The 21,030-nt window shown below is 39.7% G+C and carries 19 protein-coding genes; 12 read left to right on the top strand and 7 right to left on the bottom strand.

All coding sequences use genetic code 11. From position 1 onward, the window contains the following. Genes ACJ7Z2_RS10635 through ACJ7Z2_RS10625 form a run of 3 tightly spaced genes read right to left on the bottom strand, consistent with a single transcriptional unit; the run spans window position 1 to window position 1,728 of the window. Window positions 1–537, bottom strand: coding sequence for a hypothetical protein (locus tag ACJ7Z2_RS10635; protein WP_409500276.1), 537 nt, complete (start codon window positions 535–537; stop codon window positions 1–3). 1 nt (window position 538) lies between these two features. Next, entirely contained in the window at window positions 539–1,060 is a 522-nt protein-coding gene (locus ACJ7Z2_RS10630; RefSeq protein ID WP_409500275.1) for a hypothetical protein, read from the bottom strand. After that, window positions 1,036–1,728, bottom strand: coding sequence for a competence protein ComA (locus tag ACJ7Z2_RS10625; RefSeq protein ID WP_126302554.1), 693 nt, complete (start codon window positions 1,726–1,728; stop codon window positions 1,036–1,038). Before ACJ7Z2_RS10625 ends, ACJ7Z2_RS10630 begins: the two co-directional genes overlap by 25 nt. A 123-nt stretch (window positions 1,729–1,851) precedes the next feature. Here ACJ7Z2_RS10625 and ACJ7Z2_RS10620 point away from each other — a divergent pair, with 123 nt between their 5' ends. The 12 genes from ACJ7Z2_RS10620 to ACJ7Z2_RS10565 all read left to right on the top strand — a co-directional run bounded on the left by ACJ7Z2_RS10620 (window position 1,852) and on the right by ACJ7Z2_RS10565 (window position 15,297). Further along, a complete protein-coding gene (locus ACJ7Z2_RS10620) occupies window positions 1,852–4,416 on the top strand; it encodes a penicillin-binding protein 1A (protein ID WP_409500274.1) in 2,565 nt (854 codons plus the stop codon). Between the two features lie 236 nt (window positions 4,417–4,652). Then, a complete protein-coding gene (gene aroK / locus ACJ7Z2_RS10615) occupies window positions 4,653–5,174 on the top strand; it encodes a shikimate kinase AroK (protein ID WP_006247930.1) in 522 nt (173 codons plus the stop codon). A 23-nt stretch (window positions 5,175–5,197) separates the two neighbouring features. Continuing rightward, window positions 5,198–6,286 (top strand): 3-dehydroquinate synthase, encoded by a 1,089-nt coding sequence (gene aroB / locus ACJ7Z2_RS10610; RefSeq protein ID WP_126302552.1) that lies wholly within the window; start codon window positions 5,198–5,200, stop codon window positions 6,284–6,286. Between the two features lie 13 nt (window positions 6,287–6,299). Further along, window positions 6,300–7,127, top strand: coding sequence for a Dam family site-specific DNA-(adenine-N6)-methyltransferase (locus tag ACJ7Z2_RS10605; protein WP_006247928.1), 828 nt, complete (start codon window positions 6,300–6,302; stop codon window positions 7,125–7,127). A 69-nt stretch (window positions 7,128–7,196) separates the two neighbouring features. After that, window positions 7,197–8,555, top strand: coding sequence for a sodium-dependent transporter (locus ACJ7Z2_RS10600; protein WP_409500273.1), 1,359 nt, complete (start codon window positions 7,197–7,199; stop codon window positions 8,553–8,555). Window positions 8,556–8,810: 255 nt separating this feature from the next. After that, on the top strand, window positions 8,811–9,986 hold the full coding sequence (locus ACJ7Z2_RS10595) for a phosphoglycerate kinase (RefSeq protein WP_409500272.1): 1,176 nt from the start codon (window positions 8,811–8,813) through the stop codon (window positions 9,984–9,986). 96 nt (window positions 9,987–10,082) lie between these two features. Continuing rightward, complete coding sequence (gene fbaA, locus ACJ7Z2_RS10590) at window positions 10,083–11,159, top strand: class II fructose-bisphosphate aldolase (protein ID WP_154704608.1); 1,077 nt, start codon at window positions 10,083–10,085, stop codon at window positions 11,157–11,159. 100 nt (window positions 11,160–11,259) lie between these two features. Next, window positions 11,260–12,054, top strand: a complete 795-nt coding sequence (locus ACJ7Z2_RS10585) for an ATP-binding cassette domain-containing protein (RefSeq protein WP_154704607.1) — start codon at window positions 11,260–11,262, stop codon at window positions 12,052–12,054. Between the two features lie 141 nt (window positions 12,055–12,195). Continuing rightward, window positions 12,196–12,834: a nitroreductase family protein gene (locus ACJ7Z2_RS10580; protein WP_006252211.1), complete on the top strand. Its 639-nt coding sequence runs from the start codon at window positions 12,196–12,198 to the stop codon at window positions 12,832–12,834. 94 nt (window positions 12,835–12,928) lie between these two features. Then, window positions 12,929–13,453, top strand: a complete 525-nt coding sequence (locus ACJ7Z2_RS10575) for a TIGR00645 family protein (RefSeq protein WP_006247922.1) — start codon at window positions 12,929–12,931, stop codon at window positions 13,451–13,453. Between the two features lie 76 nt (window positions 13,454–13,529). Continuing rightward, window positions 13,530–14,900 carry a glutathione-disulfide reductase gene (gene gorA / locus ACJ7Z2_RS10570; RefSeq protein WP_154704606.1) on the top strand — a complete coding sequence of 457 codons (1,371 nt, stop codon included), beginning with the start codon at window positions 13,530–13,532 and terminating at the stop codon, window positions 14,898–14,900. Window positions 14,901–14,910: 10 nt separating this feature from the next. Then, the gene (locus tag ACJ7Z2_RS10565; protein ID WP_126302545.1) at window positions 14,911–15,297 is read left to right on the top strand and encodes a hypothetical protein; all 387 of its coding nucleotides are present in this window, start codon (window positions 14,911–14,913) and stop codon (window positions 15,295–15,297) included. Window positions 15,298–15,366: 69 nt separating this feature from the next. Here the strand turns inward: ACJ7Z2_RS10565 and fdhE are convergent, their stop codons facing one another. The 4 genes from fdhE to fdnG are packed head-to-tail and all read right to left on the bottom strand — an operon-like array spanning window position 15,367 to window position 20,999. Continuing rightward, window positions 15,367–16,284 carry a formate dehydrogenase accessory protein FdhE gene (fdhE, locus tag ACJ7Z2_RS10560; RefSeq protein WP_126302544.1) on the bottom strand — a complete coding sequence of 306 codons (918 nt, stop codon included), beginning with the start codon at window positions 16,282–16,284 and terminating at the stop codon, window positions 15,367–15,369. A gap of 55 nt (window positions 16,285–16,339) precedes the next feature. Next, window positions 16,340–17,017, bottom strand: a complete 678-nt coding sequence (locus tag ACJ7Z2_RS10555; protein ID WP_126302543.1) for a formate dehydrogenase subunit gamma — start codon at window positions 17,015–17,017, stop codon at window positions 16,340–16,342. Then, on the bottom strand, window positions 17,010–17,924 hold the full coding sequence (gene fdxH, locus ACJ7Z2_RS10550; RefSeq protein WP_126302542.1) for a formate dehydrogenase subunit beta: 915 nt from the start codon (window positions 17,922–17,924) through the stop codon (window positions 17,010–17,012). The genes ACJ7Z2_RS10555 and fdxH overlap by 8 nt, the downstream gene beginning before the upstream one ends. Window positions 17,925–17,927: 3 nt before the next feature. Beyond that, the gene (fdnG, locus tag ACJ7Z2_RS10545; protein WP_409500271.1) at window positions 17,928–20,999 is read right to left on the bottom strand and encodes a formate dehydrogenase-N subunit alpha; all 3,072 of its coding nucleotides are present in this window, start codon (window positions 20,997–20,999) and stop codon (window positions 17,928–17,930) included. Window positions 21,000–21,030 lie beyond the last annotated feature (31 nt).

Here is a 21,030-nt window from a genome sequence, read left to right as displayed (position 1 = left end):
TTATTCCTTATTAGCTAATATGACTAAGGTAGTATTCATTTCAACTTTTCTGTCTTGCCGAGATTTGATGAGGCTAATCGCATTGTATTTCAAATAAGGTATTTGATTAACTGAATTGATAAAATCAAATAAAGATCGGCTATTGCCGATAATACTCAATTCAATACTTTTACCTTGTTCTAAATTCCATTGTAAACTTTCAATGGTTAGTTGGTGTTTTTTAGCTAATATTTGTATATTGCTGTTTATTTTGGTTAAATTATTCTCTTGGCTGTTCTGATCTTTAGCTTTATTGATAATTGAGTCATATTTGTTTTGTTGATGATTAAAGTTAATCTTTTCATTTTCTATATTTTTTAAAATATGATTAACCTCAATATAGGATTTTATCAATATAATCATAGGTGGAATGATGAATATCATCATAATGCCAAATGGTAATACTTTCGGATATTTTCGGATAAACCAAATAAACTGAAATAATGAACTGTTTGGATTGGAATATGCAGCTTCAATTTTAGAATGTATAGAAAACATATTAATTACCTTTATGTTTCAGTGTGAAAATAAATTGAATTTCATTTTTATGATTAACATTAATTTGCTCGGTTTTGGTTTCAAATAAATCTTGCTGATATAAATAATATTCTAGACTTTGAAAATCAGATTGATTATCTAAATTACCGATTATTTTTAAATAGAGATCGGTTTCAAGATAAATTTGTATCGCTTCAATTCCCCCATTTTTGAGTGGTAAGTTATCTATTATTGCCAGTAGTTGTGTTATTTTTTTATGCTCGGCAAAGGGCAAGGTGTTTGTATGATTACTATTCAAGCTGATAATTTTATTTTCAATATTTAATATATCGGTTTTTACCAGCTCTAATTGCTGTGCAAGCGGTTGAATTTCTTGATTTTTTTGCAAATAGAGAAAAATCAGAGCCAAGCTAATGAGGGCAGATAATAAAAGTGTATAAATCACGTTTTTGATGCCTTTATCACTGCCGGCAAGCCAGTTATTTTTTCGATTAGCACTTAAATCAATACCTTGCCATTCCATAAACTTGCTCCTAAGGCGAGACAATATAACTGTTTGTCTTGCTCAGATTCGATTTCAAGATGGTTAATTTGAGACAGATGAATGCAATTTTCAGGCTCTGTTTGCAATATCAGTAATTCCGTCTCGGTAAATTGGAAGTACTTCTGTTTAAATGAAAAACAGGGCACTGGCTGATTATTTTGGGATTGTGTTAAATGAACTATCGCCCGTGCATAGCAATGAAGCTCACAATCTAAGATGCTGTTAAATTGGCTCAAATTCTCGGTATAACTTTTTCGCACGGCGTAAATAACCACTTTATCCAGATTATAGTTGCTGCTTGGAAATCGCTGATAGTCAATATTGAGTAAATCCAATGCAAGTGGCTGCTCATTTTTTAAAATGTGAATTACCTTACGGTGTAATTGAGCTTCATTGAGAGTGTTAGCCATAAAAACGGTTTTTCGCCAAATGTATTGGTAATGAATCGGGCGAACCAGCGTCATCATTGCTTGCTCTTGTGGGGTGAGATTACCGATAAGCTCTTCGATGCTCGCAGGCTTGGCTTGCCAAAAAACGGTGAATTTTTCTGCTTTATTTTTGACTAAGCAGTAACGTTGTTCATCTTCACTTAAGCCTAAGATGATACGGTTTGACGGTATTTTTGAATGTGGTTTAAGTAATTTCATAATAAGTATAGTAAGTAAAGTTTTGCAATTAGTTATGCGAAGTAAGCTTTTTTAGCTTATACTTAGTAACCTAATATTGGCTTTAAATTTATGTTTCGTCATTAACCAAAAGAGATTTTTTCGATGCGGATCGCAAAAATAATATTTAGTGCTTTACTTTCACTCTTGATTTTAGGTGGGGTAATTGGTGGTTTACTGTACATGCATTTCAAATCTGATTTGCCTGATGTGGCAACGCTGAAAAATGTAGAGTTACAGCAGCCTATGCAGATTTTTACCTTAGATGGTAAATTAATTGGTGAAGTAGGAGAAGAACGCCGTATTCCGGTCAAGCTTGATGATATTCCACCGATGTTAGTAAAAGCGATTCTTGCTACCGAAGATGCGCGTTTTTACGAGCATAAAGGGATCGATCCTAAAGGTATTATGCGTGCAATATGGCGCACTAGCCAGGGGGATACTCAAGGTGCAAGTACAATCACCCAGCAGCTGGCGAAAAACTTTTTCTTAACACCTGAACGTAGTTTAGAGCGTAAGGCCAAAGAGGCAATTTTAGCTTTAGAAATTGAACAGGTTCTCAGTAAAAATGAGATTCTGGAGCTGTATTTAAACAAAATTTACCTAGGGTATCGTTCTCACGGTGTTGCCGCTGCGGCTAAAACTTATTTTAATAAAGCTTTGAAAGATTTAACCCTTTCTGAAATAGCAATTATTGCAGGGCTTCCAAAAGCGCCTTCAACGATGAACCCACTTTATTCAGTAAAACGGGCGGAAGACCGTCGTAATGTAGTGCTTGGGAGAATGCTAGAAACCGGAGATATTACAAAAGAGGAATATGAGAAAGCTAAAGCAGAGCCAGTAGTAGCTAACTACTATGGTGCGACATTAGAATTTCGAGCGGATTATGTGACAGAAATGGTTCGTCAAGAAATTGTGAAACGCTATGGAGAAAATATTGCTTATAACAAAGGCTTAAAAGTGTACGCCACGGTACTTTCAGCAGACCAAAAAGCAGCACAAGATGCGTTACGTGAAAATTTGATTGATTATGACCGCCGTCATGGTTGGCGAGGCGCTGAAAAATTATGGACAGGTAGTTCTGCTTGGGACGATGAGAAAATTATCGATCATTTAAGTAAGCTGCCAAAATCAGAGCCGTTTACACCAGCTGTTGTAATGCAAGCAGATAAATCAAAATATACAATTTTATTGGCAAATGGTGATATCTCTGTTTTAAAACGTACAAATGCTTCTTTTGCACCTAAAGGGTTAAAAGCAGGTGAACAAATTTGGGTACGTCAAAATAAAAATAAGGAGTGGGCTTTAGGACAAATTCCCGAGGTAAATTCAGCCCTAGTGTCAATTAATAGTGAAAACGGTGCCATTGAATCTATCGTTGGAGGCTTTAGCTTTGAACAAAGCCGTTTCAATCGTGCGACTCAGTCATTAGTTCAGGTAGGCTCTGCGATTAAACCGTTTATTTACACAGCGGCAATGAATAAAGGGCTAAGTCTTTCAACAACAATTAGCGATTCTCCTATTGTTATTAAAAAGAAAGGGCAAAAAGAGTGGCGGCCTAAAAATGCCGATGGGGTTTATGGCGGCCCGTTGAGAACCCGTGTTGCATTAGGTAAATCGAAAAATATGGTGGCTATTCGTATATTACAAATGGCAGGGATTGATTATGTTGCAGACTACTTACAACGTTTTGGCTTTAACCGAAATCAGTATGTTGCAACAGAATCTCTTGCATTGGGGGCAGCATCTTTTACGCCATTAGAAATGGCTCGAGCTTATGCAGTATTTAATAATGGAGGTTATTTGATTGAACCATATATCATTGACCGTATTATTGATGCCCAAGGCTACGAGTTATACCAAGCAAATCCTGTAGTAGCTTGTAATAGTTGCGATAGCCCAGTTGTTTACCCTGAGCCTAAATATTTTGAATCAGTCAAAATTCATGATGAAGCTCAAGTCGGTGTACAAACTATAGTGAATTCCTCGAATAATGATGACGACGATGTTGTGGAAGATGTTGGTGATTCAGAACCTGAATTACAAGCGAACAATAGCGAGAAAAATGCGCCGAGCTTAATGGCAGAATCTTCTCATCATATCAAAGGGTTACGTTACGCTCCTCATGTTATTAGTGATGAACTCGCTTTTTTAATGCGTAGTGCTTTAGCTACAGCAATTACTGGTGAGCCTGAATATGGCTGGCGAGGAACAAGCTATAAAATGCTCAATACGATAAAACGAGCGGATGTGGGCGGGAAGACTGGTACAACCAATAATGCCAAGGCAACTTGGTATGCGGGATTTGGTGCTAATATTTCTACTGTTGTGTACGTTGGCTTTGATGATAATAAAAGAGTATTAGGTAGAGGTGCTTCAGGTTCTAGTACTGCTTTACCAGCGTGGACAAATTATATGAAAGTTGCATTGTCAGATAAGCCTGTCGAAAAAAGTACCCTTCCAAAAAATATTATTGAGGTTAATATTGACCCTAATAGTGGTTTCTTGGGAAATGGACGTAAAGAGTATTTTATTAAGGGTACCGAGCCTACAAAACGTTATATTGTAGAGAGAGCTTATACTGAAAAAGCGCCTCAAAAAACAGAATCTGCGCCGTTACGTTTAGGATTACCTCCACCAGGGGTGCTAAAAAGCGGTGAATTATTCTAATAATTTATTACAAGGATAATGCTCTTAAAAGTTGAAAAATAGGGGGATTTCTTGCGATAATAAGTGCCAATTTTATTTTGGGCGATTTGTGAGTTATATTTGTATATTCCTTAGTCAATAAATGAGTTTTATTGCAATTTTTTAAAGAAATCAGACCGCTTGTAGAACAAGCGGTCATTTTTTCTTTTAATTTCACAGATCAAATGTTTAGTAAATTTTAAAATGAAGAAGAAATAATGGCTGAAAAACGTAATATTTTTTTGATTGGGCCGATGGGAGCAGGTAAAAGTACGATTGGTCGTCAGCTTGCTCAAACATTAGGTATGGAATTTATGGATTCCGACAGTGTGATCGAAGAACGAGCAGGTGCGGATATTGATTGGATCTTCGATGTTGAAGGTGAAGAGGGTTTCCGTAAGCGTGAAGAACGTATTCTAAATGAACTGACGCAAAATTATGGTATCGTGCTTTCAACTGGCGGTGGTTCGATTTTATCTAAAGATAACCGTAATGTGTTATCGGCTCGTGGTATCGTTATTTATTTAGAAACGACAGTGGATAAACAGTTTGAACGTACTCAGCGAGATAAAAAACGTCCTTTATTGCAAACGGAAGACCCCCGTAAAACGTTGGAAGAGTTAGCGAAAATCCGTAACCCATTGTATGAAGAAATTGCAGATATTACTATTCATACGGACGAGCAGAGCGCTAAAGTAGTGGCAAATCAAATTATTGATATGATTGATAATTTACAGTAGCCAGGTAAGAAAGGAGCTAAGATATGTTACAAGTCAATGTGGAATTAAAAGAGCGTCGTTACCCGATTATAATTGGTGCAGGGTTATTAAATCAGCCTGCTAGTTATAGCCCATTAAAATCTGGAGATAAGGTGATGATTGTCTCAAATCCAACGGTGGCGACACATTATCTTAGTGTGGTAACAAATGCGTTAAAGGAGCTGGGTTGCCACGTTGATTCGGTATTGATTCCCGACGGTGAAGAATATAAAACGCTAGAATCATTAAATTTGATTTTTACCGCATTATTAGAAAAAAATCATAATCGCGATACCACTTTAATTGCTTTAGGCGGTGGTGTAATCGGTGATGTTGCAGGCTATGCAGCTGCCTCTTACCAACGTGGTATTCGTTTTATACAAATTCCGACCACTTTACTGGCTCAAGTTGATTCTTCAGTAGGCGGGAAAACGGCAGTAAACCACCCACTCGGTAAAAATATGATTGGGGCTTTTTATCAGCCTGTTTCTGTGATTGTTGATACCAATACGCTCCATACCTTATCCAAAAGAGAAGTCAGTGCTGGTTTGGCGGAAGTCATCAAATACGGTGCAATCTTTGATGTTACTTTTTTTGAATGGCTTGAAAAGCATATTGATGATTTGGTCAGTCTCAAGCAAGATGAGCTGGAATATTGTATTCAGCGTTGTTGCCAGCTAAAAGCTGACGTGGTTGGTCGAGATGAAACGGAAAAAGGGGATCGTGCATTACTAAACTTAGGACATACCTTTGGACACGCCATTGAAGCACGTATGGGCTATGGTGTATGGTTACACGGAGAGGCTGTTTCGGTTGGTATGCTAGAGGCTGCGGAATTATCTCGTATTCTGGGGGATTTAAGCCCTCAAGAGGTTGCTCGCTTGGAAAAATTATTGGCCCGAGCAAATTTGCCAACAATTTCACCTGATGGAATGGAGCCTTTAGAATATCTACCTTATATGTGGCGAGATAAAAAAGTGCTGGCAGGTCAATTACGCCTAATTTTATTGAAATCACTTGGTGAAGCTTACGTTTCATCGCAAGCCACAGAATCTCAAGTATTAGCCTCTATTGAGCGTTTTACCCAACGTTAATGTTTAAAATGAAATGAATCACCCTAAGCATCGAGCCTTTTTAAAATGGGCTGGCGGTAAATATCGCTTAATTCCAGATATTCAAACCCATTTGCCAAAAAAGGCTTGTTTAGTCGAGCCTTTTGTTGGTGCAGGTTCGGTCTTTCTGAATACAGATTTTGAACGTTATATTCTTGCTGATATTAATCCTGACTTGATTAATCTTTTCAACGTGGTGAAAGCAGATGTTGAGGAATATATTGCGCAAACAAAGCAACTGTTTCTTCACCCACAAGCGAATACAGAAGCCTTTTATAAAGCACGCCGTGCGGAGTTTAATCGCTCAAAAGATATTTTTCGTCGCTCGGTGATTTTTTTGTATTTAAATCGATTTGGCTATAACGGACTTTGCCGTTATAACCAGAAAAAAGGGTACAATGTTCCCTTTGGGCGTTATAAAACCCATTATTTTCCAGAAAAAGAACTACGTTTTTTTGCTGAAAAAGCACAAAAGGCAACTTTTGTGTGTGCGGATTTTGAACAGGTCTTTGAGTTGGCAAAAAATCAATTAACGGATTATGTGATTTACTGCGACCCACCTTACGCTCCTTTAGCACAAGAAACGAATTTTACGCAATATGCTGGCGGTGGTTTTAGCCTAGAGCAACAAGGGCGTTTGGCAACACTGGCTTTAGAAATGAAAGGATTAGGCGTTCCCGTATTAATTTCAAATCACGATACTGATTTTACCCGTAGGATTTATCAATCTGCCGATATTACCCAAATTCAGGTGCAGCGTTCAATAGGGCAGAAGGTGGGCTCAAGGGTTAAAGTTGGCGAGTTATTCGCACTCTTCATTTAATTTGTAATATTTTCTAAAAATCTGACCGCTTGTTGGCTGAAGCGGTATTGTTAGCCGATGGAGTATTAAATGGCAAATCAACAACAAGAACGTCAATCTTGGTCTAACCGATTGGCGTATATTATGACTGTTGCTGGTGCAACAGTCGGTTTTGGTGCAACTTGGCGTTTCCCTTATCTTGTGGGGGAACACGGAGGGGGTGCTTATGTGTTTTTATTTTGTATTGCGATGATCGTAATTGGTATCCCTATGATATTAGTGGAGAATGTAATTGGTCGCCGAATGAGAGTGAATGCAATCGATGCTTTTGCCGGTTTTGCTAATGGTAAAAAAATTGCCTCAGGTTGGAAAATTCTTGGTTATATGGGCTTGCTTGGGGCATTTGGTATTCTTGCTTATTATATGGTACTAGGTGGTTGGGTATTAAATTATATCGGTAGCCTACTCACGGGGACACTAGATCTGTCTCAACCTGTTACCGTTGGCACGACCCAACAATTCTTCCAACAAAGTATTTTTAATAGCCCAATGACAATTATTGCTTATACGGCACTTTTTGTATTGGTGAATTATTTTATTTTGGTAAAAGGCATTGTGGACGGTATTGAGCGTTCAGTGAAATATTTGATGCCGATTCTGTTTATTTTCCTGATTGTGATGGTGGTTCGAAATATTACCTTACCGGGGGCTGCTGAAGGCATTACTTTTTATCTGATGCCCGATTTTTCAAAAATCACACCAAAATTGTTTGTGTTTGTGCTGGGTCAAGTATTTTTTGCATTAAGCCTTGGTTTTGGTGTGTTGATAACCCTTTCAAGCTATCTTGATAAGAGCGAGAATTTGGTAAAAACAGCAACAATTACTGGGGTGATGAACACCTTAATTGCGGTACTTGCCGGTTTTATGATTTTTCCGTCATTATTTAGCTTTGGCGTTGCTCCAAATTCAGGTCCGACTTTAGTATTCCAAAGTTTGCCGATTGTGTTCTCGAATATGTGGGGTGGCACGATTTTTGCAATTATTTTCTTCAGTTTATTAGTGGTAGCGGCATTAACAACCTCGTTAACTATTTATGAAGTTATTATCACTGCATTGCAAGAGAAGGCAAAAATTAGTCGTCAGAAAGCTATTTTTATTACTTTGGCTACCATTTTTCTGTTGGGTAATATTCCATCAGCATTAAGTGACAATATATTGCAAGATGTGCAGGTTATGGGTAAGAGTATTTTTGATGCCTTCGATTATATTAGTGGCAATATTCTGTTTATTTTAACCGCCTTAGGTAGCGCGATTTTCGTTGGTTTTGTTCTAAAAGAAGAGGCTAAGGAGGAATTAGGTGCGGGTAAAATGTTTACCACTATTTGGTTTAACTATGTTCGCTTTGTGATTCCGGTGATTATCTTGGTGATTTTCTTTAATTCACTCTAAATTCTATAAGCTGTTTGAATGGATTTTCAAACAGCTTTATTTTTAGTGACAAGCGGTTAAATTTTGTGGGGAATTTGCAATTCTTGCTTAATTAACCAAGCATATTGGGGGGGAAATAAGAACAGTCAGGATAATAGCATTCTAAAATGATAAAAAATTAATCATTTATTTGATCTAGGTTAGCCCAAAATGATTAGAAACTGATATAATCCGACCGTTATCACTTTTAAATTTTAATCTAAAGAGGAACAAACTATGTCTGTTATTAAAATGACTGACCTTGATTTAGCGGGTAAACGTTTATTTATTCGTGCTGACCTTAACGTACCGGTAAAAGATGGCAAAGTAACATCAGATGCCCGTATTGTTGCCACCATTCCAACCTTAAAATTAGCGTTACAAAAAGGTGCTAAAGTAATGGTAACTTCGCATTTAGGTCGTCCGACAGAAGGCGTATTTGAAGAGGAAAACTCTTTACAACCTGTGGTTGATTACTTAAATGCATCAGATTTAGGTGTTCCTGTTCGTTTAGTGCGTGATTACTTAGACGGCGTTGAAGTAAACGAAAATGAAATCGTGGTGCTTGAAAACGTGCGTATTAACAAAGGTGAGAAGAAAAACGACCCTGAATTAGCGAAAAAATATGCAGCACTTTGTGATGTATTTGTAATGGACGCATTCGGTACGGCTCACCGTGCGGAAGGCTCAACTTACGGTGTGGCAGAATATGCCCCTGTTGCGTGTGCAGGTCCATTATTAGCCGCTGAATTAGATGCATTAGGCAAAGCATTAAAAGAGCCACAACGCCCAATGTTAGCCATTGTAGGTGGTTCAAAAGTATCCACTAAATTAACGGTGCTTGATTCGCTTTCTAAAATTGCCGACCAATTAATCGTGGGCGGTGGTATTGCCAATACCTTTATTGCCGCAGAAGGTCACGCTGTGGGCAAATCATTATACGAAGAAGATTTAATCCCTGAAGCAAAACGTTTAGCACAAGTAACCAATATTCCTGTTCCGGTTGATGTGCGTGTAGGTACTGAGTTCTCTGAAACTGCACAGGCAACGGAAAAAGCGGTAAGTGAAGTACAAGCTGATGAATCAATTTTCGATATTGGTGAAAAATCGGCAGAGCAATTAGCTGAAATTATTCGTAATTCAAAAACCATCCTTTGGAATGGTCCGGTCGGCGTGTTTGAGTTCCCTAACTTCCGTAAAGGAACTGAAGTGATTTCAAATGCGATTGCAGAAGCAACGGCAAACGGTGCATTCTCAATTGCCGGTGGTGGCGATACCTTAGCTGCGATTGATTTATTCGGTATCAAAGACAAAATTTCTTACATTTCAACCGGTGGCGGTGCGTTCTTAGAATTCGTGGAAGGTAAAGTATTACCGGCAGTGGAAATCTTAGAAAAACGAGCTAACGGCTAACAGTTACAAGCGGTCAAATTTTGTGAAAATTTTGCAAAGTTTGACCGTATATTTTAACAATGTGCTTTTGCACATTTCATACAAAGGAAGCAAAAAATGTCATTATTAAACATCGTAAAACCGGGTGTAGTAACAGGCGACGACGTACAAAAAGTTTTCGCTTATGCTAAAGAACACAACTTCGCTATTCCGGCAGTTAACTGCGTGGGTTCAGACTCAGTAAACGCTGTGTTAGAAACGGCAGCCCGTGTGAAATCACCGGTAATCGTACAATTCTCAAACGGTGGTGCACAATTCTATGCAGGTAAAGGCATTAAGCCGGCTTCAGGCGCTCGTGCAGATGTATTAGGGGCGATTGCAGGTGCAAAACACGTTCATCAATTAGCTGAAGAGTATGGCGTGCCTGTCATTCTTCACACCGACCATGCAGCGAAAAACTTATTACCTTGGATCGATGGCTTACTTGAAGCAGGCGAAAAACACTTCGCAGAAACCGGTCGCCCATTATTCTCTTCACATATGATCGACTTATCAGAAGAGCCGATTGAAGAAAATATGGAAATCTGCCGTGAATATTTAGCCCGTATGGACAAAATCGGAATGACTCTTGAAATCGAAATCGGCGTAACCGGTGGTGAAGAAGATGGTGTAGATAACTCTGATGTAGATGAATCTAAACTTTACACCCAGCCTTCTGAAGTGTTATACGTTTACGACCAATTAAGCCCAATCAGCCATCGTTTCACGATTGCGGCAGCATTCGGTAACGTACACGGTGTTTACAAACCGGGTAATGTGAAATTAAAACCATCAATTTTAGGTGCTTCACAAGAGTATGTGTCTAAAGAGCGTGGTTTACCGGCAAAATCATTAGACTTCGTTTTCCACGGCGGTTCAGGTTCAAGCCGTGAAGAGATCCGCGAAGCAATCAGCTACGGTGCAATCAAAATGAACATCGACACCGATACTCAATGGGCTGCGTGGGACGGTATTCTTCAATTCTACAAAGCAAACGAAGCATACTTACAAGGTCAATTAGGCAACCCGACAGGCCCTGATGCACCAAACAAAAAATACTATGATCCACGTGTTTGGTTACGCAAAATGGAAGAGTCTATGTCTAAACGCTTAGAACAATCTTTCGAAGACTTAAACTGTGTGAATGTTTTATAATTTGTAAAAAATTCCACAAATTAGACCGCTTGTACAAGCGGTCTTTTTTTATTTCTTTTTTGCGGTAAACTATCACTTTATTTCTAAGTCCCAATTCATTATGGCATTACTCGAAGTTAATCATCTGAATAAGCGTTTTATTGAACGTAGTAGCCTGTTTCATAAACAAGATTTTTATGCGGTAAAAGAAGTTTCTTTTACCCTAAATCGCAAGGAAACTTTAGCGATTATTGGTGAAAACGGAGCTGGGAAATCTACCTTGGCTAAAATGGTTGCTGGTATGGTTAAGCCAACATCTGGGGAACTGATTTTTAGAGGAACACCGCTTTCATTTGGCGATTATAAATACCGGGCTAAGCATATTCGTATGATGTTTCAGGACCCTAACGATGCCTTTGATCCTAATTATAATATAGGACAAATTTTAGATGCTCCGCTCCGCTTGGCGACAGATTTAAATGAAGAGGAAAGAAATGAGCGTATTTTTAATACGCTAAAATTGGTAGGAATGTATCCTGAGCAAGCGCTCATTCCTATTTCAGAGGCTTCCAGTGGACAAAAGCAGCGTATTGCGTTTGCTCGCGCTTTAATTTTAGAACCGGAAATTATTATTGCGGATGATACGATTAATTCACTGGATTTTTCAGTCAAAACACAATTAATTAATTTAATGTTAAGTGTCCAGCAGCGACAAGGGATTGCTTATATTTATGTGGGGCAAAATTTAGGTCTGATTAAACATATTGCCGATAAAATAATGGTGATGCAAAGTGGCGAAGTAGTAGAGTATGGCTTGACGAAAGAGGTTTTACTGAATCCGCAACATCAAATTACAAAACGCTTAATTGAAAGTCATTTTGGAAAGCACCTTAGTGTGCATGCTTGGGCAAGCTAAATCTTTACTCCTGCTCTAATATGATTATTTGATAATTTTGACCTATTTCAATAAATATGCAGAATAACTCTTTTCAATTATTACATTCCTAATCTTTAAATTATAGACTATCTCAATCGTTGGAAAGATAGGAGAAAAGAGATGGAATTGAAACATACGATTGAACAGCGTAAAACTATCAAAGCTTTTAATTCAACAATTAAGATTAGTAGAACTGAATTAGAAGAAATGGTCGCTTTATCCCAGCTTGCTCCCTCAAAAGCAAATCTGCAACCTTGGCGTTTTGTCATTATTGATGATGAAATTCTTAAAGCAGCATTATCAAAAAATGTTGCCTTTAATGGCCCACCTTGTGAAACAGCGTCTGCTATTGTGGTGATATTGGCAGATTTGCAATATGAAAAATTATTAGGCGCAATTGTTGATCAATCGGTAGAAACTGGGTGTTTGCATAAAGAGTTTCGTGAACGTAAATTTGATTTTTTACTAAATCTTCATAACCAAGCAACTCAAGCAGAAATTAGAGATCAGGTATTAATTGATACTAGTTTGGCGGCAATGCAATTAATGCTAATTGCCAAAGATAAGGGCTATGATACTCATGCGATAGGCGTGTTTGAGCGCCCTGCTGTATTAAAATTATTGAATATAGATGCAGAACGTTATTTGCCTGTTATGCTACTAGCTATCGGTAAAGCAGCAAACCCAGCGTTGCCAAGTTGCCGTTTACCTCTAGAATATACGGTTTCTTGGAACGATGGACAAGGTTTTAAAATATAAGGTGCAAGCGGTTAAATATCTTAATTTTTTGGCAAAAAATTGTTAGAATTTGAGCGTTGTAATTTATTTTTGTATTGCTATTTATAGGAGATATATGCATTCGGAATTAAATACTAGGGCAAATATTTTAGGTAAAATTATTTTCGCAAGTCGTTGGTTACAATTACCTATTTATTTAGGGTTGATTGTTGTACAGGGGATATATGCGTATAAGTTTATTAAATCATTGTATCATCTAGTTATCAATTTAAATGAAATGGATTCAAATACTGTTATGTTAGCGGTATTAAATTTAATAGATGTGGTGATGATTGCAAATCTTTTGGTTATGGTTATTGTTGGAGGATATGAAACTTTTGTCTCTAGATTAAAAGTAGATGATCACCCTGATCAGCCAGAATGGTTGGATCACGTTAATGCGACTATTTTGAAAGTAAAACTTTCAATGGCAATTATCAGTATTTCTTCTATTCATTTATTACAAACATTTATCAATGCTTCAAATCTTGATGAAAAGCAAATGATGTGGCAAGTAGTTATTCACTTAGCCTTTATTGTTTCAGCATTAGCGATGGCGTATATTGATAAAATGTTGAATTCAGGGCATATGAAACATTAGTCTTCTATGCAAATTTAATTTGATAAAGCGCTTAACGAATAAGTTGCTTTTGTTTTTATAGATCGAGGAATAGTTTATGGCTAAACATTATGATTATATTGCTATCGGCGGTGGTAGTGGTGGTATTGCTTCAATTAATCGAGCAGCAAGCTATGGGAAAAAATGTGCCATTATTGAAGCAAAACATTTAGGTGGCACTTGTGTGAACGTGGGATGTGTACCCAAAAAAGTGATGTTCTATGGTGCACAAGTTGCAGAAGCGATTAACCATTACGCCCCTGATTATGGTTTTGACATTACGGTAAATAATTTTGATTATGCCAAATTAGTTGAGAGTCGCCAGGCCTATATTGGGCGCATTCATACCTCATATGGTAATGTGCTGGCAAAAAATAATGTTGATGTTTTAAATGGTTTTGCTCGCTTTAAAGATGCTAAAACATTAGAAGTGAGTTATGCTGATGGTTCCGTTGAGGAGGTCACAGCAGACCATATTCTGATTGCAACAGGTGGTCGTCCAACTGTACCCAATGTGAAAGGGGCTGAATACGGTATCACTTCTGATGGTGTATTTGCACTAGATGCTTTACCGAAGTCAGTAGCAATTGTGGGGGCAGGGTATATTGCAGTTGAATTAGCTGGAGTATTTAATAGTTTAGGAGTAAATACCCATCTTTTTGTTCGTCAACATGCTCCAATGCGTAATCAAGACCCATTAATAGTGGATACATTGCTTGAAGTATTAGCTCAAGATGGGATCGAATTACATACACAAGCGACTCCTCAAGAAGTAGTTAAAAATGCAGATGGTTCATTGACATTAAAATTGCAAGATGGTCGTGAAACCTCTGTTGAAAGCTTGGTGTGGGCTATTGGTCGTGAGCCAGCGACAGATAAGATTAATTTAGAGGCTGCTGGTGTTGAAACCAACGAGCGTGGTTTTATCAAAGTGGATAAATTCCAAAATACTAATGTGCCAAATATCTATGCTGTTGGTGATATTATTGAAGGTGGTATTGAATTAACTCCTGTTGCAGTTGCAGCTGGTCGCAGACTATCGGAACGGTTGTTCAATAATAAACCAAATGAACATTTGGATTATAGCTTAGTTCCGACAGTCGTTTTTAGCCACCCACCAATAGGTACTGTTGGTTTAAGTGAGCCAAAAGCGATTGAGCAATATGGGGCAGAAAATGTGAAAGTGTATAAATCTTCATTTACTGCAATGTATACTGCGGTTACACAACATCGTCAACCTTGCCGAATGAAATTAGTTTGTGTTGGGGAAGAGGAAAAAGTGGTTGGGTTACATGGTATTGGTTTTGGTGTTGATGAAATGATTCAAGGTTTTGCTGTTGCAATTAAAATGGGCGCGACGAAAGCTGATTTTGACAACACAGTGGCTATTCACCCGACAGGATCTGAAGAATTTGTAACCATGCGCTAAATGTAATAGAATGTTACGTAATTTTATGATTATGCTACATTTTATTTATGGGTTTGCTATGAAAAACGCTTTTAGCTTTTTTGTTATTTCTCTTTTTCTTACGATGAATAGTATTAGTTATGCAAGTAATCCTATTCCTAATAATAAAGAAAAATTAAACGGAGTAAAAAAACAGCAAGACAAGCCTAAGTTTAGAATATCTGAACGTAAGGTATTGAAAAATAAAGAGAAAGATGAAGAGGTTAGTAATTTTTCTATGGAGGAATTACGTGTTGGAGCACAACGACCTCTTGATGATTCTGTGATTCAATATTTTAAATCTCAATGCCGATACGCATTTATGTCAGATCGGGAGATTATTGCTAATCGCTGTGAAGTTAAAAAAATAGCTGATTAAAAAAGTATAGTGTATGAGTTAAATGTAATAAAAAACGGAGCGTTATGCTCCGTTTTTGTTGTAAATGAGTTACTCTACTTGAAATAAAAATGGATTTATCCCACTTCTTGAAAGACCTTTTTGTTCCATCTCGGAATCTAAGAATAGAGTTGCTAAATCATCAGCAACAGGTTCCACATTCACGTCTTTATCTTGATAGAGTACTTTTAAGTAGGAATGGCAGTCGCCACAACTTTCAGCTTTAACTGCTGCTTCTACTGTATCTAAACTCCAATAATCTAGTTTGCCGGTTTCATCACAGTTTGTACACTTTGTACGTACTACATGCCATTCACTTTCACATAAAGAACAGTGTAGATAACGTAACCCTTGAGCTTCACCGAAATGAATCACACTGCTTACAGGTGCTGAGTTACATACCGGACATAAATGTTTATGGCCTATTTCTGCACGAGAATTACGTGGTAATTGTTGAGCTAATTGTACCCAGTAAAGTGAGAGAGCAGCCCAAATAAAGACAGCTTTATCTGCGCCCACAAGTTCGTATCGTTCATTTAGCAAATTATCAGCAAGTGTGTCTAGCTCTGACTTAGCTGCCTTTTCCAATACTTCAATTGTTGCAAGAACAGTATTATTTGCATAAGGCTTGAATTTCTCAATAATGGCTAAGAGTAGTGTCCGCCATTCATCAGTACGCTGAAAATTCTGTGCATTTAGCGGTGTTTCTCCTTGCGTGCGCTCTACACAAGCGGTTATTTTTTGAGAATAATCTGCAATTGGCTGGCTTTCAAGTAATGCTAATTGAATGTCCACGAGGTTAGCAGAAAACTCCATATATTCACCGAATGGGTTTTGCTTGGCTAATTCACGTAGCCGCTTAGCGCGGCGTAAATACAGATTTTTGGGATTAGCAAATAAGAGCTCGGGTTGTTGAAATGAACTAGCTGCTTGTTTGATATCATCTTGAGGTAGTATTTTGATACTCATAATATTCTTTTTAAACCAATAAAATAAAAGTGCGGTAATAATACCGCACTTGAGGTTATTTATTATTTTGCTCAGCTACTTGTCTTTCTAATTCAGGTAGCACTTCTTCACGGTACCATCTTGGGTGGTGTTTTTTTGCCCAGCGAACGGTAACCCAACCCTCAACCATACCTCTGATTGAGCCTTTTACCCAGAATGCCATATACATATGTACTAAAATTCCGGTAAATAGCATAAATGCACTTGCTGAATGAAGTAAAATTGCAATTCTTAGCATAGGAATCGAGAAGTAGTGAGAGAAAAATTGTCTCCACATAATAATCCCTGTGGCTAAAAGAGTGAACATCGCAAGAATAAGAGTCCAAAAGAGTAATTTTTGACCCAAATTGTATTTTCCATTATCGGAAACTTCATGCTCATTACCTTTTAGTACTTCAACAATGCCTTTTGCCCAACGAATATCATTTTTCTCAGGGATATTATGGTGCCAATATATTAACGCCATAATAATAAATGCAATAAACATTATAATCCCGGTAAATGGGTGGACTGCACGGGCAATCTGTGGAGTACCTAAAATCTCGGTAAGCCAAGCAAAGTCAGGGAAGAAGAATGCCACACCGGTAAACATCGTCATAAAAAACGAGATTACTAAGAACCAGTGGCTAACACGAGCTAAGGGCTTATGACGAACGATTTTGGTATCGTTCGTGATTTCAAATTTCTTACTCATGTTTGCCTCCTTCTGCATTTTCGCTATGGTGGTGTTCTTCAAGATCTTCCTCAACGTTTGGCCCAACGGTAATATAGTGTGCAACTTCTGCTAAAGCTAAACCACCCAACGCTACTGCCGCCACAGGTTTTAAAACGTCTTTCCATAAGGTTACTGTGGTATCAATCTTCGGATCTTTCGGTAAGCCTGAATAAAGCTCCGGTTTGTCGGCATGATGTAATACATACATTACGTGCGTACCGCCAACGCCTTCAGGGTCGTACAAGCCAGCATTTTCATAGCCACGAGATTTCAGATCAGCAATGCGTTGTTCTGCATAGAACTTCATCTCTTCTTTGCTACCGAAGCGGATTGCACCGGTCGGGCAGGTTTTCACGCAAGCCGGTTCTTGACCAACATTGACACGATCCACACACAGGGTGCATTTGTAAACACGGTTATCGTCCGGATTCATACGAGGAATGTTGAACGGACAACCTGCGATACAGTAGCCACAACCGATACATTTGTCGGATTGGAAATCAACAATACCGTTGGCGTATTGGATAATCGCACCCGGTGATGGGCAAGATTTCAAGCAACCCGGCTCGGCACAGTGCATACAGCCGTCTTTACGGATCAACCATTCTAAACGGTCGTTTTCTTCTACTTCGTTAAAGCGCATTACTGTCCACGCTTTCGCATTCAGATCCGCAGGGTTGTCGTACACGCCGACACAGTTTGCATCTACATCGGAGCGAATGTCATTCCATTCTGAACAGCCCACTTGGCAGGCTTTACAGCCGATACAAGTGGTGACATCGATCAGTTTCGCTACTTCCACTTGGTGCGAACGAGCCTGCGGCGCCGGTGTCAGCGCCGAGGTTGCGGAGATTTTAATAATGTCTTGAGTTTGAACTGTACTCATCGGTTAAGCCCCCACAATTTTCTCAATGTTTAATAACATACATTTCGATTCAGGTGTATTTGAGTTTGGTTCACCTGTTCGCACGGTTAAGTTATTGGCAAAATAGCCTTTTTTCGCACCGGTTGTAGCCGCAAAGCCCCAGTGGATCGGCACACCGATAGTGTGGATTGGTTTGCCGTCAGAGACCAATGAACGGATACGTTTAGTCACCACGGCAACGGCTTTAATTTCACCACGTTTAGACCAAACACGCACTTTGTCACCATTTTTAATGCCTTTCTCTTCGGCAAGTTTCTCGCCGATTTCCACGAACTGCTCCGGTTGAGCAATGACGTTAATCAGGGCATTTTTCGTCCAGTAGTGGAAGTGTTCGGTTAAGCGGTAAGTTGTACCGACATAAGGGAACTCATCGCTAGTGCCTAAATCCGCTTTATCGCTCGGCAGAATGCGTGCCACCGGACTGCTGATCACATTCGGGTGCAACGGGTTAGTGCCGATTGGGGTTTCAAACGGTTCATAATGCTCAGGGAATGGGCCGTCTTGCATACGTTCACGCACGAACAAGCCAGATACCCCTTCCGGTTGCATAATAAATGGTGTCACAGGGCTATTTGGTGGTGCTGTACCATAGTCAGCAACGTCCACATAGTTCCAGTTTTTACCGTTCCATTTAACTAATTGGCGTTTCGGGTTCCATGGTTTACCGCTTAAATCTGCCGATGCACGGTTGTATAGAATACGGCGGTTTACCGGCCAAGAGAATGCCCAGCCTAAGGTGTTACCTAAGCCTGATGGGTCGGAGTTATCACGGTTCGCCATTTGGTTACCTTTCGGAGTCCATTGACCGCAGTAGATCCAACAACCACCAGAGGTTGTGCCGTCATCACGCATTTGTGCAAAGCTGGATAATAGTTCGCCTTTTTTCACGATAATGTTGCCGTCCGCATCTTTGAGATCTTCCAACGCATAACCGTTGTTTTCTTTGGCGATCTCTTCCGGTTTCGGTTCTAACGGGTTCATATAGTTCCACGTCATCGCTTCTAACGGTTCAAGCGGTGCTTTTCCGCCTTCTTTATGATAAAGGTGGATTAGTTCGGCACGGATTTCAGACAGAATATCCACGTCCGGTTTTGCTTCGTGTGGCGCATCTGCTGCTTTCCAGTGCCATTGTAACCAGCGACCGGAGTTCGCAATTGAACCATCTTCTTCCGCAAAGCAAGTGGTCGGCAAGCGGAATACTTCGGTTTGAATTTCAGATGGGTTCACATTGTTGAACTCACCGTGATTTTTCCAGAACTCAGAAGTATCGGTAATAAGCGGGTCAAAAATGACTAAATATTTCAAATTGCTCAACGCTTTAATTAACTTCTGCGAGTTAGGGTAAGAGGCAATCGGGTTCATACCTTGGCAGAAATAGCCGTTCACTTTGCCTTGGTACATCTGCTCGATAAAGCGAAAGTGATCCGTACCGCCTTTCGGGTATTTCGGTAAATAGTGATAGCCGAACTCGTTCTCTTTGGTTGCCTTATCGCCATAGAAGGTTTTGAGCATACTCACAGCGAATTTCGGGTTGTTTTGCCCGTAGTTCACTTGTCCTACCACTAAGGTTTTCGGTGCAATCGCATTTAAGTAGCTTTCTAAGGTTGCGTCCGCTTCGGTTGGCAGGCGGATATAGCCCGGCAACATATGTGGGAACAAGCCTAAGTCGGTAATCCCTTGTACGTTAGAGTGACCACGCAGTGCGTTTACCCCACCGCCGGAGACACCAATGTTACCGCACAGCAACTGAATGATCGCCATTGAGCGAATATTTTGTGCGCCCACGGTGTGTTGTGTCCAACCTAAGGCATAGAGGAAGGTGGCGGCTTTATCCGGCGCTGAGGTTTTCGCAATCTCTTCACAGAAAATCAGGAAATCTTTTTGGGGCGTACCGGTAATGCGTTCTACCATTTCAGGCGTATAGCGGGAAACGTGGTCTTTGAGCATATTGATCACACAACGTGGATCTTGCATGGTCATATCCCGTTTTGGCTGACCCTGTTCATCTAACTGATAAGCCCAAGTGGATTTGTCTTTATAGGTACGAGTGGCTTCATCGTAGCCGGTGAAAAGCCCGTCTTCGAATTTGAAACCTTCGTTGATCAAGAATGTGGCATTGGTGTAATGCTTCACATACTCGTGTTGAATTTTGTCGTTTTTAAGCAGGTAGTTTACCGCACCCAACAAGAACGCAATGTCCGTACCCGGACGCAATGGCATATAAATATCAGCCACCGCAGCACTACGATTAAAGCGTGGATCGACCACCATTAACTTCGCACCGTTCTGTTTTTTCGCTTCAACTGCCCAGCGGAAACCCACAGGGTGAGCTTCGGCTGCGTTACCGCCCATAACGATCACTAAATCAGAGTTTTTAATATCAACCCAGTGGTTGGTCATCGCACCGCGACCAAATGATGGAGCAAGACTTGCTACCGTTGGTCCGTGTCAGATACTCGCTTGGTTGTCGGTAAAAATCATACCGAGAGAGCGGATAAACTTCTGGGTGACGATACCGGTTTCGTTACTACACGCTGAACCTGCTAAGAAACCTGCCGTCATCCAACGGTTTACTTCCAGCCCTGCTTCATTGTGGGTGACGAAGTTCTCATCACGGTCATTTTTCATATGGCGGGCAATACGTTCAATTGCCTCGTGCCACGAAATACGTTTCCACTCGCTTGAACCGGCTTCACGTACTTCCGGATAATGCACACGGCGGTCACTGTTTACATAATCCAATGCCCCTGCGCCTTTCGGACATAACGCCCCACGGCTAACCGGATGATCCGGGTCACCCTCGATGTGAATTAATTTTCCTTTGCTGTTCATTGAGTTGTCGCCTAAGGAATACATCAGCATTCCGCAGCCAACGGCACAGTAAGTACAGGTTTGCCGAGTTTCTTTTGCTCTTAAGAGCTTATACTCACGCGGTGCAGCTAATGCTGTTGCTGGAGCAAAACCCAACATTGCAGCAGAAGTTCCCGCCATACCACCTGCACAGACCTTGAAGAACTTACGTCTTGAGATCTGCATAATCACTCCAAATCACATAATGTGAGAAATA

The organism is Mannheimia glucosida (assembly GCF_046267875.1).
Taxonomy (GTDB): domain Bacteria; phylum Pseudomonadota; class Gammaproteobacteria; order Enterobacterales; family Pasteurellaceae; genus Mannheimia; species Mannheimia glucosida.
This window is presented reverse-complemented; position numbering and strand designations above follow the sequence as displayed.

Bases quoted from the DNA above. Each gene is read 5' to 3' on its own strand.
- ACJ7Z2_RS10635 (WP_409500276.1), bottom strand. From the start codon at position 537: ATGTTTTCTATACATTCTAAAATTGAAGCTGCATATTCCAATCCAAAC.
- ACJ7Z2_RS10630 (WP_409500275.1), bottom strand. From the start codon at position 1,060: ATGGAATGGCAAGGTATTGATTTAAGTGCTAATCGAAAAAATAACTGG.
- ACJ7Z2_RS10625 (WP_126302554.1), bottom strand. From the start codon at position 1,728: ATGAAATTACTTAAACCACATTCAAAAATACCGTCAAACCGTATCATC.
- ACJ7Z2_RS10620 (WP_409500274.1), top strand. From the start codon at position 1,852: ATGCGGATCGCAAAAATAATATTTAGTGCTTTACTTTCACTCTTGATT.
- aroK (WP_006247930.1), top strand. From the start codon at position 4,653: ATGGCTGAAAAACGTAATATTTTTTTGATTGGGCCGATGGGAGCAGGT.
- aroB (WP_126302552.1), top strand. From the start codon at position 5,198: ATGTTACAAGTCAATGTGGAATTAAAAGAGCGTCGTTACCCGATTATA.
- ACJ7Z2_RS10605 (WP_006247928.1), top strand. From the start codon at position 6,300: ATGAATCACCCTAAGCATCGAGCCTTTTTAAAATGGGCTGGCGGTAAA.
- ACJ7Z2_RS10600 (WP_409500273.1), top strand. From the start codon at position 7,197: ATGGCAAATCAACAACAAGAACGTCAATCTTGGTCTAACCGATTGGCG.
- ACJ7Z2_RS10595 (WP_409500272.1), top strand. From the start codon at position 8,811: ATGTCTGTTATTAAAATGACTGACCTTGATTTAGCGGGTAAACGTTTA.
- fbaA (WP_154704608.1), top strand. From the start codon at position 10,083: ATGTCATTATTAAACATCGTAAAACCGGGTGTAGTAACAGGCGACGAC.
- ACJ7Z2_RS10585 (WP_154704607.1), top strand. From the start codon at position 11,260: ATGGCATTACTCGAAGTTAATCATCTGAATAAGCGTTTTATTGAACGT.
- ACJ7Z2_RS10580 (WP_006252211.1), top strand. From the start codon at position 12,196: ATGGAATTGAAACATACGATTGAACAGCGTAAAACTATCAAAGCTTTT.
- ACJ7Z2_RS10575 (WP_006247922.1), top strand. From the start codon at position 12,929: ATGCATTCGGAATTAAATACTAGGGCAAATATTTTAGGTAAAATTATT.
- gorA (WP_154704606.1), top strand. From the start codon at position 13,530: ATGGCTAAACATTATGATTATATTGCTATCGGCGGTGGTAGTGGTGGT.
- ACJ7Z2_RS10565 (WP_126302545.1), top strand. From the start codon at position 14,911: ATGTTACGTAATTTTATGATTATGCTACATTTTATTTATGGGTTTGCT.
- fdhE (WP_126302544.1), bottom strand. From the start codon at position 16,284: ATGAGTATCAAAATACTACCTCAAGATGATATCAAACAAGCAGCTAGT.
- ACJ7Z2_RS10555 (WP_126302543.1), bottom strand. From the start codon at position 17,017: ATGAGTAAGAAATTTGAAATCACGAACGATACCAAAATCGTTCGTCAT.
- fdxH (WP_126302542.1), bottom strand. From the start codon at position 17,924: ATGAGTACAGTTCAAACTCAAGACATTATTAAAATCTCCGCAACCTCG.